The organism is Alloprevotella tannerae ATCC 51259, from assembly GCF_000159995.1.
Taxonomy (GTDB): domain Bacteria; phylum Bacteroidota; class Bacteroidia; order Bacteroidales; family Bacteroidaceae; genus Alloprevotella; species Alloprevotella tannerae.
This window is the reverse complement of record NZ_GG700642.1, coordinates 694051-710237: the sequence shown is the minus strand read 5'-3', so window position 1 is coordinate 710237 and position 16187 is coordinate 694051. Positions and strand designations below refer to the sequence as shown.

Sequence of the window (16187 nt, the reverse complement as noted above, 5' to 3'; positions counted from 1 at the left end):
CGGAAGATTCGAATAGTCGCTAATTGCCCGTTAAGGATTGGAGCAGATTTAGCGCTTGTCCTACGCTGCCGATGTCTTTTATAATCATACGCCGCTTGCCGCCCGATTCTTTGAGTTCGCAGCGGCGGAAATTGGTCGTGGCGAAAGCGATGAGTCGGTCGAACGTTGCACTCTTATAAAAAGGACTGTCGGTTTTGGAGATGAAATACAGCGTCATGCGTCGCTGTTTCAGCGTGATCTTTTCCGCACCCAACTTCCGGCCGCTGCGACGCAAAGGTACGATGGCTAAAAGTTCATCTCCCTCAGGCGGAAGTTTGCCGAAACGGTCTTCCATACGCTTCCGAAAGGCCGCCAATTGGTCATCAGCGGTCAGTCCGTCCAACTCGCGGTATAGCATCATGCGCTCCGTTGCGCCCGGCACGTAGGTTTCCGGGAAAAAGGCGTGGAGGTCGCATTCCACATTACACTCGTCGACAAAGAAATCGCCAGTCAGGTTCGTTTTTTTCAAACTATCGGCATACAAATCTGCAAACTCCTCGCTTTTAAGTTCGCTCACGGCCTCCGCTAATATCTTCTGATAGGTTTCATAACCAAGATCTGCGATGAAGCCGCTTTGCTCTGCGCCGAGCAGATTACCGGCTCCTCGAATATCTAAGTCTTGCATGGCGATGTGAATGCCGGATCCGAGATCGCTAAACTCTTCGATGGCTTGCAAACGTCGACGCGCGTCGTCTTTAAGTATGCTCAAGGGCGGCGCAAGCAGGTAGCAGAACGCTTTTTGCGAAGACCGCCCGACGCGGCCGCGCATCTGGTGGAGATCGGATAGGCCGAAGGTGTGCGCAGCGTCGATTAAAATCGTGTTGGCGTTGGGGATGTCGATACCGTTTTCGACAATGGTTGTCGAAATCAGTACGTCGTAATCGTAATTGACGAAGTCGAGAATGATTTTCTCTAATTCGGCGGGCGCCATTTGCCCGTGGCCGACCACAACGCGGGCATCCGGCACATATTTTTCCACCAAAGCCTTCAAGCTGCCCAAGGATGCGACGCGATTGGTCACAATAAAGACTTGCCCGTTGCGACTCATTTCAAAATTAACCGCTTCGGCAATGATCTCATGATTGAATGTGTGGATTTCCGTTTGGATGGGGCGACGATTAGGTGGGGGCGTCTGAATCACCGACAGGTCGCGGGCGCCCATCAGTGAGAATTGCAGCGTGCGGGGAATGGGCGTGGCCGACATCGTCAGTGTGTCGACATTTACTTTTAGCTCCCTTAGGCGCTCCTTCACGGCTACGCCGAACTTCTGCTCTTCATCTATGATCAGCAAACCGAGATCTTGGAAGCGCACGGTCTTACCTATTAACTTGTGGGTGCCTACTATGATGTTGATATGCCCTTCTGCTAAATCGTGTAAGATACTTTTGGTTTCTTTAGCCGACTTGGCGCGCGAGAGATAGGCCACTCGCACGGGGAAACCTTTAAGGCGCTCGGCGAAGGTGCGATAATGCTGCAAAGCAAGTACGGTTGTCGGGACGAGAACGGCGACTTGCTTATTGTCGACTGCGGCTTTCAAGGCGGCGCGCACGGCAATCTCCGTCTTACCAAAGCCTACGTCGCCACAAACTAAGCGATCCATCGGCCGCAAGCTTTCCATGTCGGCCTTTACTTCTTGCGTTACCTTCAACTGATCGGGCGTATCTTCGTAAGTAAAGCTCGCTTCGAGTTCCTGTTGCAGAAATGAGTCGGCGCTGAAGGCATATCCTTTCTCTTCCTTGCGTTGTGAGTAAAGTTTGATAAGGTTGCGCGCGATGTCTTTAATCTTTTTCTTCGTCCGATCCTTCATCTTCTCCCACGCTCCCGTACCCAAGCGACTCAAATGTGGCGGCGTGCCTTCGCGCCCCTTGTATTTGCTCAACTTATGCAAGGCGTGGATCGAAACAAGTACAATGTCGTCGTGCTGATACGTGAGTTTTATCATCTCTTGCTGCGATCCGTCGGCGGCCGGAACGCGAACTAAACCCGCAAAACGCCCAACACCGTGATCCAAGTGTACGATATAATCGCCCGGATGAAACTGCAAGAGTTCGTTAAGTGTGAGCGCCATTTTCGCATCTCTGGCGTGGTCGCTACGCAAGCTGTATTTGTGATAACGATCAAAGATTTGGTGATCCGTAAAGCAACAGATGCGCAAGTTTTCGTCGGAAAAACCGGCGTGCAAAGTTTGATCAACGGGCGTGAAAGTGGAGTTGCCGCCTTTTTCGGCAAGGATGTCGGCCAAGCGTTGCTGTTGTTTGCGACTGTCGGCCGTGATATAAATGGTGTAGTTTTGATCCAAATAATCCGAGAACGCGCGTTGGACCAAGTCGAAGTTTTTGTGGAAGATCGGTTGTGGAGTTGTGTGAAATTGAATCTTGGCTGCAGCGGGCGTAGTTCCTTGCGCCAGCAAGAAGTTTGGGAATGCGCGCAACCGATCATAGATTTCGTCGCCCTTAACCAGCAGTTTGGCCTTGTCCGGTTCCGCTTGCGGCGTCGGTAGATCCGCTTGGGGCAAGTCTGTATCGCGTTCTCCTTCGTAAGCCGCCCATTCTCCGCTCATCGCCGCCTCACGTGTGAAACCTTCATCGTAGATATTGTTGATGACATCGCGAATATATTCCGGTTCACGCGTAATCACGAGACTGCTTTCCGGTAAATAATCCGTGAAAGCTACGTTGTCGCCGCCGGTAGCGTCAACATCAGGCACGATCGTCACTGCCTGCAGCCGTTCCTTTGATAATTGCGTCTGCACCTCAAAGGAACGAATCGAATCAACGTCGTCTCCGAAGAAGTCGATGCGGAAAGGAAATTCGGAAGCAAAAGAATAGACGTCGAGAATACTACCGCGGACGGCAAAATCTCCCGGTTCGTAGACATAATCCTTGCGTTTGAAGCCAAATTCCAGCAAGCGCTCTTCTAATGCAGTTAGGTCGTAGTGGCCCTCCTCCTCGATGACGATTGTCTTCGCCGCCATATCCGCTTTCGCTGCCACACGTGTAGCCAACGCAGCCGGAAAAGTGACGATACAAGTGCCCGCCGGATTTTGCGAAGCTAAGCGGTCCAGCACCTCCGTGCGCAGAATATCATTGGCCGCATCGCGTTGGCCATATTTTACCGCCCGCTTAAACATTGACGGGTAAAAGAAAACGTCGGCTTCGCCCAAGAGTTGAATTAAGTCGTGGTAGAAATAGCCCGCCGTCTCCTCATCGTCGGCCACGAAGAGCAGGGTTGGGCAATTATTTTTCAAGTTTGCTCGCAAGCGCACTTGAAGTGCCGCAAAAACCATTGCCGCTGCCGACGCATGAAGTCCCTCGCAGAAAGTAGCAGGGGCGTTTTTGCGTCGGGCAATGTCTTCCATTGCCGCCAATTGCGGGCGTACAGCGTAGAGCGAAAGCAGATCTGAAAGCTTCACGTCAGGATAAAATTAAACGAACACCCACCGGCGCGCAGCCTATTTTGGCGTGGCGCGTCGGACAGCGTTATATATATAATGTGTGTCGCGCTTTTGGTGAAGCGTTTGCCTTTAAGCATCGCCCCAGCGCGTATTTTCTATTTTGTGGGCGCACAAGCCGCAATGGCCGCGCGGATTTCCTCCCAATGCGTTGCCAAAGCCTGCATAGAAGGAAAGAGTAAGTCAGCCCCTCTCTCCCGCAAAGCCTCATCCGGTAGCGGTCCCGTGTTGACAGCAATGGTAAAAATGCCCGCTTTGACAGCCGCTTCGACGCCCAAGGGCGCGTTTTCCACCACCAAGGCCTGATTCGGGCGAAGCGAAGTACGCTTGAGGCCGCACAAGTAAGGGTCCGGCGCCGGTTTCCCTTGCGTATAATCCTTGCTGGATACGATTAAATCGGCGCGAAACACGTTTGGGAAAGCCGTTTGTAAGCGTTCGAGCAGCGAGCGTTGCCCACTCCCCGTTACGACCACCCGCTGCAGTCCATCGCGGCCCACTTTTTCCAGCATTTCCGCCGCGCCGGGCATCCTTTGCGGCCGTGGTAGCGCATTGAAGCGTCGGCGTTTTTCCGTATAAATCGTTTCCAATTCCTCCGGCGTCGCTTGTCGTTGATGCGTGCGCTCCATCAGCGTGTTAATCATCAGCGTCGAGGTGCAACCCTCCAGCGTATACGGCTCATCAGGCAGCATTTCCAAGTTGTAAGCTGCCGCCGTTGCCTGCCAAGATTCATTGTGGAGGCGCATCGAATCAAAGAGTACGCCATCCATATCAAAAAGCACGGCCTCCGGAGCCAATTGCTCGAAGCCGTGATCTTTCAGATAGTTTTGTATAGCTTGTATATAATCGTTCATCATGTTTACTTGAGCAGCATCGCCTTGCGTTTCGCCGCGACATCGGCCTCCGGCGATGCCGGAAGTCGATCATCAGCGATGCTGTTAAGCTTCTTTTTTCAGTCGTTCGCGGATTGCTTCGCTTTCCGCCTCATAACCGGGTTTAGATAGCAAAGCAAACATATTCTTCTTATAAGCTTCCACGCCCGGTTGATTGAATGGGTTCACGCCGAGTACGTTTCCACTGATACCGCAACCCAATTCAAAGAAGTAAATGAGTTGTCCCAAATAATAAGCGTCCAAACGCGGGAGAACGATGCGAATATTCGGTACGCCGCCATCTACGTGAGCAATCTGCGTGCCCAATTCAGCCATCCTGTTCACCTCATCTATGCGCTTACCCGCCAGGAAATTGAGACCATCGAGGTTCTCTTCGTCGTGCGGGAAGCGGAGTTCGTGCTCACTCTGTTCCACAGAGATCACCGTTTCAAAGATTGTGCGCTCACCCTCTTGCAACCATTGACCCATAGAGTGCAAATCGGTCGTAAAATCTACGGCAGCCGGGAAGATACCTTTCAGTTCCTTACCCTCACTCTCCCCGTAGAGTTGCTTCCACCACTCATTCATGAAGTGCAGTTTCGGTTGGAAATTGGCCAGCACCTCAATCTTTTTCCCACCGGCGTAGAGCAAATTGCGCACGGCTGCATATTGCTCCGCGATGTTCTCAGCATAAGGCGCTTCGGCCGCATGTTTTTCCATATCGGCCGCACCTTTCACGAGCAAATCTATGTCAAAGCCCGCGCAAGCAATGGGCAGGAGACCCACCGGCGTCAATACGCTGAAGCGGCCGCCCACATTGTCGGGGATAACGTAACTCTTATACCCTTCTTTGTCGGCCGTCGTGCGTGCAGCGCCTTTTTTCGCATCTGTGATGGCTACGATCACGCGGCGCGCCGTCTCCTTGCCGCGTTCTTCCTCGCACAAACTGCGCAAGAGGCGAAAGGCCAGTGCCGTTTCCGTCGTCGTTCCCGACTTCGAAATATTGATTACGCCAAAGCGGCGACCTTTCAAGTAAGCTAAAAGTTCGGCGAGATAATCCTCACCAATGTTGTTTCCCGCAAAGAGGATGTTCGGATTTTCGCCTTTATTCGTCAGCCACGCAAAGGAGTTGCCCAAAGCCTCGATCACGGCGCGCGCACCGAGATAAGAGCCGCCGATGCCGGCTACGACGATTGTGTCACATTCGCGGCGCAACGTATCGGCCGTCGTTTTGATGTCTTGTAAAAATTCCGGTGTCAAACTTGATGGCAAGTGAAGCCAGCCTAAGAAGTCGCTGCCCTTACTTGTTCCATCTTCCAGCGCTTTGTGCGCCGCCTTCGTCTGTTTTTCCATCCCTTCCACAGCTCCTTCTGCTAAAAAGCAAGCCGCTTTTCGAATATCAAGTTTTATCATTTCCATCTTCATCTTTTGTTTAGAATCAGTGCAAAGTTACGCAATTTGTAGCGAAAATGCAAAGCAGCGCGCCCATACTTTGACACCGGTCGCGCAAGGCATAAAATTGAAAAATACCCACTTTTGGCGATGCGACAAATTTCCGAATGGCGAGAAATAAGCCTAACTTTGCGAAAGTAAAACTCAAGATTAGAAATTATATGTTACCAAGAAAATATATTTTGCATTTCAAATCATCGCTGGCCCTGATAGGATTGGCTATGCTTTTTACAGCCTTTCTGTCGGCGACCTTGCGTTTTGTGTCGACACCACCTACTGAAGAGTCGTCGACCACTGAAGTTTGTGAGCAGTCGGCGCCGTGTGCTGATGCGAATGCTGTGGAAGCATTCATCCCGTCCTCGCCTCCGGCTGACGACGAATGAGTTGACGATGCTTCCGGCCGGCACAATGCGCTGAAGCGTAGACTTTGCCGGCAAATCGCAGTTGTATTTGTTTCAATATGATGTGTGGCGCGAGCAAAAGAGCGCTGTCAGATGCCGCGACGGCCCACCGGCCGTTAACGCGAAGTGGAAAACGCGTGTGCATCTCAACAACTCACAGGACTTAGTCTTCATTTTTCACCGCTCTAAGGTTTGCGCATTGTGCCTCCTATGTCTTCGCGACGTAGGAGGCGCGCTTTTTCAGTCTGCAACGATTGGTTTTCTATCCCACGCCGCCCCACTCGTAAAGGCCGCTCTCCCGCTTGCGACCTTTTTTATCACGAGAAAAAAGGTTTGCGCTCACGATGAAAAGACTGTGCGCTCACGACAAAAAAGGTTTACGCTCGTGATGAAAAACGCCGCCGGCCCTGTTTCGTCGTTTTTCTTCCAAGTCCAATTGCTCAAAAAGTGCGGCGCGCGGTGCGCTACTCAAATGTGGGTAGCAGAAATATAAAATGGGCGGTAAAATAGCAGCGCGAGCGGGCGCTGTGGGGTGAGTGGTTGCGTACAAATCTTAGTGCTTGTCGGCAAACGGCGGGGGTGGTGCCATAGCTGCAGCATCGGCCGCTTTCCAAGGTCAGTGGTACGCGCGCATTGGCCGAACTTTGGACGCGCGGGGAAAGCGCCGGAACGAGGCTTCCGGATGTAAATCTTCCGCGCCGGAGACCTCCGTCGAACTCTCGCCGAGGGGAGCGTTGATTTGTCGAGTGGCCGTATAGACGCGCACGAAGTCGATGCCGTCTAAACGGACGGGCCGGCGCTGCGCATCGACCGCGTCGTCGATATTAAAGGAGTTGGCCGCGCGGTCATTGTTAGGTTTGTTGTCAACATAGCCCCATCGCAGGAAGAAACCCAACCATTGCCCGCCGCCGGTGCCCACTAAGAAACGATTGGGCGGAAGCAGTGTGCCCGAAAAATGGAGCGGCGCGGTGAGCCAGCGGGGGAAATAATGCTGCGTATGGTAGGCATTGTTCGTCACTACGCCTTGGTTGTCGCGATTGTCAGACCACGTGATGGCGCCTTCGGTCGTCCGCGTGTAATGCAGGGCATAAGCGTAATCCACGCGGCCCACGCTGTCTTCATCGGCGCTGCCTCGCAGTTCGTACCATTGATCGTCGGGTAGGCCGTTGCGATTATCGTCGCGCGAAACCATCACAATGCCCGGCTCACTTGCGCCGCCGAGCGCGGCCCATTGGGGGTCAGCGGAGGCAAAGGAGTTGCCGGCGATGTAAAGGTCGTTCTCCCCGTGAATATTCGCGACGCGGTGATCGAAATGAAAGGTGAGGTAGCCGCCATATCCGCCCAAACTGACGAGTCCCCGCGCATTGTTGGCCAAAGCCGCAGTACACTTCGCCGCCATACTGCGCGCATCGTCGCCCGAGGCGTAGGCCGGGAGCAGATTCACAAACTGGCCGGGGGCAGGCACGTATTCGTCGACCGCTTGCAGGTAGCGACTATCCGTCTGTTGAGACGGCGGCGGCCCGATCTCCGCCCTGCGCGGCACAAAAGCGGCGTGCGCGGGAATGTCGCCCGCTTGTACGCGCCAATCGAAGCGCCCATCAGCGTGGAAATGCAGGAGTTCGCCACTCGCAACAAAGTTTTTCGCATCCATAATATAGAAGTCCTTGGCGCGCGGATTGACCTTGATGCCATAAGGCATCTTCACGCTACGCAAGTCCGGCGCATCGAAAAGCGTCGTCGGAAGTCGCCGATGCGTGCGCACATCAAATAGCCCGTAATCCACGTGGTTGACCTGCCCGGCAGCGTCCCAGCGAACGCCGATAAAGTAGAGCGAGTCGCCAACAAGGTCCAAATCGGACACGGCTTCGTCGAAGACCTCCGCCACCCGATACGCGTCGGCGGCATCCGGACGCAGGCAATACAGGCGCGGCGGCACGTCAGCGTAATTGCCGCGCGTCGTGACCCAGACTTGACCATAGCGGTCCGTGCGGCAGCGGTGCGGGTTCAAACCTACGGTGAGGCGGCTCGTAACGCGGAATGTCGCCAAATCAATGACGCTTAAGGTGTTGTCATACAAAGGCGCGCGATAGCCACCGCTGTTGGCCACCAATAATTGTCCGCTTGCGATGGCCATTTCTTCCGGTTGCGAGCCTACGACAACGGAATCTACTTTGCGGAAAGTGCGCCGGTCGATCTTATACACGCGCCCTAAGGGCGTGCGCGTTGCGGGGTCGAGTGGGCCGACAAAGGAGGAGACATAAGCAAAGCCGCCGGAGAAGACCACATTGCGGCAGTTGGGTACTTCTATTTGCGCCAGCTTATTCCCCTTATCCGCCTGACAGACGACGATTTTGTGCGAAGCGTTGATCACTAACCAGAGTTGGTTTTCTACGACCTGCACATCGTTGCCCACATCGCCGAGTTCTTTGACCTCGTGCGGATTGCGCGCCGCATAGACGCCGCGATAATAATAGGCTTTGCCGTCGGGCGCGGATAAATCCAAGTAGTCGAGCGAACTCCTATTCATCCCATAATTGCCTTCATTGAGCACATACATTCCCGCCGCGTACGTCTCGCCACTGCTTGCGCCCGGCGTGGCGCCCGGCTCGTCGGGCAAGATCTCATCTCCGCGGCAGGCTTGCAAAAGCAAGAGCGGGAGCAGTGTCAGGCAGAGGCGGACGAGGGTGGAGGGGTGGGGCATAACGGCAACTTAGAAATTGATGTCCAGTGCCGCGTTCAGTGTGCGACCCGGCATAGGATAGTTGGCAATCACCTCGTATTGCTGGTTAAAAATATTGTTGATGGCGAGCGTCAGTTTGCCTTCGAGGCGGCGCGAAAGACGGAAGTGGCGCAGGAGGTAGAGATCGTGCGTGTACCACGGTTGCAAGCGGTTGCGGCGCACGTTTTCCGGCTGTGCGTAACGACGGCCGACGTAAATAAAGCTGTAATAGCAGGCCCAACGCTTGAACGAGGCGCTCACCACGGCCGCCCCGCTATGGTGCGGCGCGTAGGGGATTTGCTGATTATAATAAGCGTCGGCAGGATCCGTAAGGTCGTGCGCCCATTGATAACTATAACGCACCTGTAAAGCCACTTGCAGAGCGCGCTTCGGACGCGCCTCAAGCGCCGCATTGACATCGAGGCCGCGAACGGCGACGCGCCCGAGGTTTAGCATCGTCCAGCGAAATTGTTGCCCTTTGGGGTAGGCGATAATCTTATCGTGTACCTTATTATAATAGACCTCAGTCGACAATTGCAGACGCTGCCAGAGGCGGTGACAAAACGCGTGCTGCCACTGCGCCCCGAGTGCTATTTGAAATGCCTTTTCGGGGCGTAGGAGTGCATTGCCCAAGTCCGTATAATAACGCTCGTTGAAGGTTGGCGCGCGAAAGTGGCGCTTCACAAAGCCGTGGAGCGAGAGCGTGCCGTCGGGCTTGAGTAGGTAATTGAAGAAGAGAGCCGGCGAGGCGTTGCGTACGGTAGCCGATTGGGCGGCGGTGCGTGTGCGGTCGTGCAAGATGGTTTGCATCAAACTGCCCTGAACCTGCCACCGACCCAAGTGGAGGGAAGAAGAGAGGGCCGCGAGGTGCGTCGTGCGGCGAGGGAAGGCGAAGAGGGGATGGTCGTCGCGCAAGGTGTTGTAGCGGAAATCATAACTGCCGGAGAGCGTCCAACCCGGAAGCACTTCATAAGCATTCGCCCACGAAAGGTACGTTTCCCGCTGTCGGTAATGATGGTCTGCGGGGGCGGCAAGCGTATCTCTGTTGTGATAGCGCGTTGCGTAGTCGGCATATTTTGCTTGCAAGCGCGTGCTGTAACGCTTTGCGAACGTGCGCTGCCACGCGGCTTGCACGAAATGGATATCATCGCCCTGCCGCTCTCCGCGCCGCCACACGTTGCTAACAATTGCGCCGGGGATGCCGCGCTTCGAATGATAAATATAGGCCTTTGCGCGCCAATCGCCGCCCAGCAACCGCCCGTACATATTTAGTTCGCCGCGCAAAGCCAATACGTCGCCATTGTGGCGCGTGGCCGTCGTGTCGTAAGCGACAACGCCGCGCGGCGTGAGGCGTCGATAACAAAAGCGATATTTTCCGTCGGCATTGAGTAGGCCGACATTGATCGTAGCACTCAGGGAGGGCGCTAAACGGAGCGCGTAGAGGCCACTAAGTTGTAGCGCACGGCTCGCTCCGTATTGCACGCCCCATCGCTGGTTGCTGCGGCGGCCTTCGGCAAACTGCGGGCGGCGAGTTTGCAGGTAGACGGCTGCTGCGTGTCCAAACTCAGCCGCAGATTGGAGGACGCCCGTGCGCTGTCCATTATATAATGAGACGACCTCGACGTTGTCCAAAGAGAATTGGCCAAGATCCGTTTGTCCGTTTTGCGCATTGCCCAAGGGCAGGCCATCGTAAAACACGCCGAGATGACTGCTGCCCATACTGCGGACGTCGATAGTTTTGAGTCCGCCAATGCCGCCATAATCTTTGATTTGCAAACCTGAGAAATAGCGCAGTGCATCCGCCACGGACGCACCCTTGAGTGCGTGCAAGCGAACCCCCTCTAAGCGCTGCGGCGCCACGACTTCGCGCCGGGGAAGCGGGGCGCGCACGACAACTTCGCGCAAGGCGGCGGCACTGTCGTGAACTTGCGGCACTTGCGCATAAGCGTCAAAGAGCCACAGGCTAAAGAGAATGCTGAAAAGAAAGGATAGAAGGTGCGACATCGTTCTTTGAGTTTGCAGCGAGTGGTGCAAAGTTAGCCTTTTCAAGTCAAAATGCTTTAGATGAGCGATGGATTATCTACTTGAGGTGCAGACTATGGGCGGCGAAGAAATAAAGGGCAGAAAAGTTTGATGATGCCTGTCCGGTGCAGCCTTAGGCACTGTTGTCGCGAAAAATAGGAGCAGAAGGAGTGGAATCATATAGGAACTATTGTGCTACATAGGCAGTGTCGGTGTGTCTCTACACGTTGAGGCAATCGTCTCTACACGTTGATACTGATGTCTCTACACGTTGAGACGGTATTCTCTACACGTTGAGACTTCTATTGTGTGCATATCTCGTTGATGGAAAGTGCGAAGGAAGAATAAGCAATGTGCGCATCACCGAAAAATGAAATTAGCAGAGTGCGTTGTAAAAGTGCGCAAAGGGGTAAAAATAACCATAGTAGATTTTATGATAGTCGGTAGGGTGTGAAGCTGAAATACGATGCGATGAGGCGTTTTCAAGCGCTGACGGACAAGATGCCGCTACGGCTGAAAGCGAAGGCAGGCAAGTTGCATTTTCAAGTCCTCGCATTTCAACGCCTTGATGCTTGAGGAGTGATGAAAATCGCGGGGATATTTGGGATTGCACTGTAATAACATTACCTTTGCACATAATTTAAGCAAATAAAACACAGTAGGCAAGTGCTACTCAGAGAGAACTTGAGCGCGCGAACGTCTCTCAATTCTCTCAGAACCTGCCTAAGCGCCGGAACGGACTGTCGAAAATGAGTGGCGCACCGAAGCCGATGAGACCATAGAAGATTTAGAGACGGAATGAGTGTGCAGGGAAAAAAGGTGAGCAAGTTGATGATGCAAGTCCTGAAATATCTATCGGCGCGCGCTGCTGTTTGTAGAGGGCAGCAGCTGTACGGACGATTTGTTTTGGCGCATTGTTTTCTAAAATAAATTCCCTTTTCGTCCTGCATGTTCCTTGTGTCGATCTTGCTTTTCCGATGTCTGACGTGTGCGTCAAACTTTCTATCTTGTAGCCAAGATACTATTAAAAACATAAATCCTAATGCCCGAGCCTCTGATACGGCATGGCTCCGAAAGAGTTTTAATAGAGGGGCACGACTACTACTATGTACAAACCTTTACTAAAGAAGTTTTTTTTGTCGACGGTTGCACTGTTCTTTGCAATGCTTGTACTGCCTCAGCAGGTGCAGGCACAAGAACCGGTCAATTATGAACTTAAGCTTGCCGGTATGCGGGTAAGCTCTCTCAATTGCGACGACCTTTCCTCCATTGATGGCGTGAGCGGGACAGCGAAATTTGATCCTGAGAGCAAAACACTCACGCTTGACAATGCCACCATTAGCACTTCCGTCATAAAATTCCCGGGTCTTGAAAATTCGATCAAAGGCCTTACCATTCGTCTTATAGGTAATAACACCATTACTTCTGAGAACTATTGGGGACTGTTTAATAATACCGAGCGTAGCATTACGTTTACAGGTAGCGGCAAACTTACTGTGAACGGTTCGACGACGGCTCCTCAAACAGGTTACCGCCGAGCTATTTTTAATTGGGGTACCATTGTCGTGGACGGCTGTACTTTGGAGGCTAACGGAGGTGTCTATGGGATAGGTTCCGGCTTTTGGAAGTTTGTCAACTGCAACGTGCGCACCAAGGGCGGTGGCGGAAGCCAAAGTGATGAGTATGCAGGTAGTCTTACTTGGATGTGGGATAAAGAACCTGAGTTTGTCGGCTGCAAAATCACGTCACCTGCGGGAGTTTCTTGGAAAAAGTTTCAAAATAATGGCTACGACAACTATGTCCTCGTAGGCGAAGATGGCAACGCCGTGACCGACTGGGTGGAAATAACTCGTGACAATACGGGCGTCAATGCTCCGAATACAGACGCTGCTACGGCTAAGCGCGGCATCTATACGCTGCAAGGCTTTCGCCTTTCCGGCGAACTAAATGATCTGCCTGCCGGTATCTATATTGTTGACGGTAAGAAGGTAGTGAAGCCGTAATATCCGGCCTAAGAGCCGTATAATTATATAGTTTGAGTGCCTTTTAAGTAGTACTACTGAAATAGACTGCTGCGCCCGCTCACTGGGCAACTGTAATCAAGCCGTACTTGGAAATATCGGACGCAGCGCGTGATGCTTAGCCTTTTATTCCCTCTTGCCAACAAAGGCGGGAGGGAATATTTATAAATGGTAAAAGCAGAAAAAGTTGTTTTCTTTCTTGTGGCCCGTTGATACGAATCTGCCTCTTTGTTCCGTTTTACGCAATTTCTTTGTATTTTTGCGGCCTACATTCGTACGAATTTGAGATCGAAAATACTCGCTTTCCTGATTACTTTTGTGGCGCTCTGCTTGGCTTCCAACGGAGGGCCTTTTCGCGATGTGCCGCAAGCGGCTAAGCCTTTGCAGGATACGATTCGCACCGGGAAAAAGGCGGCGAAAGCGGCTAAGCCTGCGGTGAAAACCGTGAAAGATTCGACTACGACGCCCAAAGATTCTGCCATCGTAGCTAAGGATTCAGCGAAGTCTGCTGTTGGGGCGCCAGCGAAAAGTGCGGGCATCGTCTCCATCGATACGCTCAACGTCGATAGTCTGCATAAGGATAGTACCAAGCGAGGTGCGCCTTTCGAAGCACCGGTCGATTTTAAGGCCGCCGACTCCTTAGTCTATTACGCGGCCAACAAGCAAGTGCTCCTTTATGGAAAAGGTCAAGTGAAATATCAGAACATGACGCTCGACGCCGGCCGCATTGCGATGAATATGGATTCGAGTTTGGTCTTCGCAGAAGGCGTCCGCGATTCCGACAGTGTGCTCGTTGAGAAGCCTGTCTACCGGCAAGGCAGCGATACCTATACGAGTGAGCGGATGGCCTACAACTTCAAGACGCAGAAAGGCTTTATAACCAACGTAAATACCACGCAAGGCAACGGCTATATCCAGAGCGAGAGTTCGAAGCGTACATCCGACGGAACGCTTTATTTGGAACACGCCAAATATACCACCTGCAACGCGCCGCACCCTCACTTCTACCTCAAACTCTCCCGCGCCAAGGTCATACCCAACAAGGAAACCGTCTTCGGACCGGCTTATTTAGTGGTCGCAGATGTCCCCTTGCCGCTGGGCGTGCCCTATGGATTCTTCCCTTTCAACAAGAAATATTCCAGCGGACTTGTGATGCCGAAGTATGGAGATGAGACGCGGCGCGGCTTTTATCTGCGCGATGGCGGCTATTACTTTGCTTTGTCCGACTATATGGACCTGAAAGTCTTGGGGGAGATTTACACGAAAGGCTCTTGGGGCTTAAGCGCAGAGACCAACTACAAGAAGCGCTATAAATATAATGGCAACATCTACGCCAGTTTCTTACGCACCGTCGAGGGTGACAAGAACCTGCCCGACTATTCCGTGACAAAGAGTTTGAAGTTCCAATGGTCGCACCAAAAAACCGCCGTTGAAGGAACTAACGGCTTTAACTTCTCGGCCCGCGTCAATTTTGCATCAGAAAATTACGAGCGCTCCAACTTAGAGAGTATGTATAATCCGAATGCTTATACGCAAAGCACGCGCGCCAGTTCTATTTCTTTCTCCAAAACCTTCTCGAATATCGGACTTACGCTCTCCGGGTCGACCAACTTATCGCAGAATATGCGCGATTCGACCATTGCGATGACGCTGCCCGACTTGACTTTTTCGCTCAATCGCTTTTATCCTTTCCGCCGCAAGCGGCAAGTGGGGCAGGAGCGTTGGTACGAGAAAATCTCTATGTCGTATACGGGCCAGTTCTCCAATAGTATTACGACCAAAGAGAACCGCCTGCTCAAATCGAGCTTGATTAAAGATTGGCGCAACGGTATGCAGCACAATATACCCATTGAGGCGACCTTCCAACTCTTTAAATACATCAACATTTCGCCCAACTTTACGTTTCGAGATTTGATGTACACGAACCGCATTACCAAATCTTGGGACGCCGTGCGGCAAGTAGAGTTGAGCGATACCACGCGTGGCTTCTACAACCTCTACGATTGGAACGTCGGCGTTTCGGCCAACACGACGCTCTACGGCTTCTACAAGCCGCTGCCTTTCCTTTTCGGTAAGAAAGTGATGATGTTCCGCCACGTGTTCAAGCCCTCAGTCTCTTTCAGTTATGCGCCCGATTTCACCGCCCCGCATTACGGCTACGTGAAGGCGTATGACCGCATCGATGCTTCAGGCAACGTCGAACGCGTCTCGTATTCGCCCTACGCGGCCGGCATCTTCGGCTATCCCTCATCGACAAAGCAGGGGACAGTGACGTTTAATATGTCGAACAACTTAGAGATGAAAGTCAGAAGCGACAAGGATTCGACCGGCGTGAAGAAGATTAGTCTTATTGACGAACTGGGCGCCTCGCTCTCTTACAATCTGGCGGCGAAAGAGCGCCCGTGGAGCGACCTCTCAACTCGTATCCGCTTAAAGTTGACCAAGAGTTATACGCTTTCGCTCGCAGCCGTTTTTGCCACGTATGCATATGTGTTCAACTCCCAAGGGCAAGTCGTTACGGGCAATCGAACAGAATGGAGCTACGGTCGCTTCGGGCGCTTCCAAGGTATGAGTCAGAACCTCTCTTACACTTTCGACAACAACACTTGGAAAAAGCTTAAATCCCTTTTCCGCAAAGGTGGGAGCAACGATTTCGCATCAGGCAACGATAAGCGCGAGGAAGAGAAAAGCGAGAAACCGAGTGACGCCAACATCGATCCGACACTGCGCGACTTAGATAAGAAGGGGCAAAAAGTAAAGCAGAATGCAAAGGTCGATCGCGACGGTTATATGGCCTTTTCGATGCCTTGGTCGCTAACGATCTCTTACGGCGTAACGATGTACGAAAACCGCAAGCGCCCGATCAACACGCGCCGGATGCGCTATCCCTATGGTTTTACGCAGACGCTCAATGCTTCGGGCTTCTTGCGCATAGCCGACGGCTGGAATATCTCATTCTCGACCGGCTACGACTTCAATTTCCACCAACTATCTATGACAACGGCTTCCATCTCGCGCGATCTGCACTGCTTCGAGATGAGTTGTAGCGTCGTCTTGCGCCCTTATTCTTCGTTCAACTTCACCATCCGCGCCAAGGCCAACGAGCTGGCCGACGCCTTGAAGTGGGATAAGCGCAGTTCTTATTCGACCAACGTCGAATGGTATTAAGCCCCTCGCCCGCTTTCTTCAGTTGACGTATTTTCCGATCTTATG

At 52.8% G+C, this 16187-nt stretch carries 8 protein-coding genes; 3 read left to right on the top strand and 5 right to left on the bottom strand.

Annotation, left to right across the window (positions count from 1 at the left end):
- Positions 1–19 precede the first annotated feature (19 nt).
- From mfd to GCWU000325_RS02965, 3 genes are all read right to left on the bottom strand, one after another.
- Complete coding sequence (gene mfd / locus GCWU000325_RS02975; RefSeq protein ID WP_006254577.1) at positions 20–3451, bottom strand: transcription-repair coupling factor; 3432 nt, start codon at positions 3449–3451, stop codon at positions 20–22.
- A gap of 137 nt (positions 3452–3588) precedes the next feature.
- Positions 3589–4344: an HAD family hydrolase gene (locus tag GCWU000325_RS02970; protein WP_006254575.1), complete on the bottom strand. Its 756-nt coding sequence runs from the start codon at positions 4342–4344 to the stop codon at positions 3589–3591.
- Between the two features lie 81 nt (positions 4345–4425).
- Positions 4426–5778 carry a glucose-6-phosphate isomerase gene (locus GCWU000325_RS02965; RefSeq protein WP_040599236.1) on the bottom strand — a complete coding sequence of 451 codons (1353 nt, stop codon included), beginning with the start codon at positions 5776–5778 and terminating at the stop codon, positions 4426–4428.
- 194 nt (positions 5779–5972) lie between these two features.
- Between GCWU000325_RS02965 and GCWU000325_RS02960 the strand changes: the two genes are divergently transcribed.
- Positions 5973–6194, top strand: coding sequence for a hypothetical protein (locus GCWU000325_RS02960; RefSeq protein ID WP_154646560.1), 222 nt, complete (start codon positions 5973–5975; stop codon positions 6192–6194).
- Positions 6195–6828: 634 nt separating this feature from the next.
- Here the strand turns inward: GCWU000325_RS02960 and GCWU000325_RS12240 are convergent.
- Positions 6829–8913, bottom strand: a complete 2085-nt coding sequence (locus GCWU000325_RS12240) for a YncE family protein (RefSeq protein WP_006254569.1) — start codon at positions 8911–8913, stop codon at positions 6829–6831.
- Positions 8914–8922: 9 nt separating this feature from the next.
- Positions 8923–10935: a TonB-dependent receptor plug domain-containing protein gene (locus tag GCWU000325_RS02945; protein ID WP_006254568.1), complete on the bottom strand. Its 2013-nt coding sequence runs from the start codon at positions 10933–10935 to the stop codon at positions 8923–8925.
- A 1181-nt stretch (positions 10936–12116) separates the two neighbouring features.
- On the opposite strand from GCWU000325_RS02945, the gene GCWU000325_RS02935 reads away from it, so the two are divergent.
- Together GCWU000325_RS02935 and GCWU000325_RS02930 are read left to right on the top strand one after the other, a co-directional pair.
- Positions 12117–12956 (top strand): hypothetical protein, encoded by an 840-nt coding sequence (locus tag GCWU000325_RS02935; protein WP_040598816.1) that lies wholly within the window; start codon positions 12117–12119, stop codon positions 12954–12956.
- A gap of 300 nt (positions 12957–13256) precedes the next feature.
- On the top strand, positions 13257–16142 hold the full coding sequence (locus GCWU000325_RS02930; RefSeq protein ID WP_154646559.1) for a putative LPS assembly protein LptD: 2886 nt from the start codon (positions 13257–13259) through the stop codon (positions 16140–16142).
- Positions 16143–16187: the final 45 nt, after the last annotated feature.

Coding starts and splice junctions, on each gene's coding strand:
- GCWU000325_RS02970 (WP_006254575.1), bottom strand. CDS start 4,344: ATGATGAACGATTATATACAAGCTATACAAAACTATCTGAAAGATCAC.
- GCWU000325_RS02965 (WP_040599236.1), bottom strand. CDS start 5,778: ATGGAAATGATAAAACTTGATATTCGAAAAGCGGCTTGCTTTTTAGCA.
- GCWU000325_RS02960 (WP_154646560.1), top strand. CDS start 5,973: ATGTTACCAAGAAAATATATTTTGCATTTCAAATCATCGCTGGCCCTG.
- GCWU000325_RS12240 (WP_006254569.1), bottom strand. CDS start 8,913: ATGCCCCACCCCTCCACCCTCGTCCGCCTCTGCCTGACACTGCTCCCG.
- GCWU000325_RS02945 (WP_006254568.1), bottom strand. CDS start 10,935: ATGTCGCACCTTCTATCCTTTCTTTTCAGCATTCTCTTTAGCCTGTGG.
- GCWU000325_RS02935 (WP_040598816.1), top strand. CDS start 12,117: ATGCTTGTACTGCCTCAGCAGGTGCAGGCACAAGAACCGGTCAATTAT.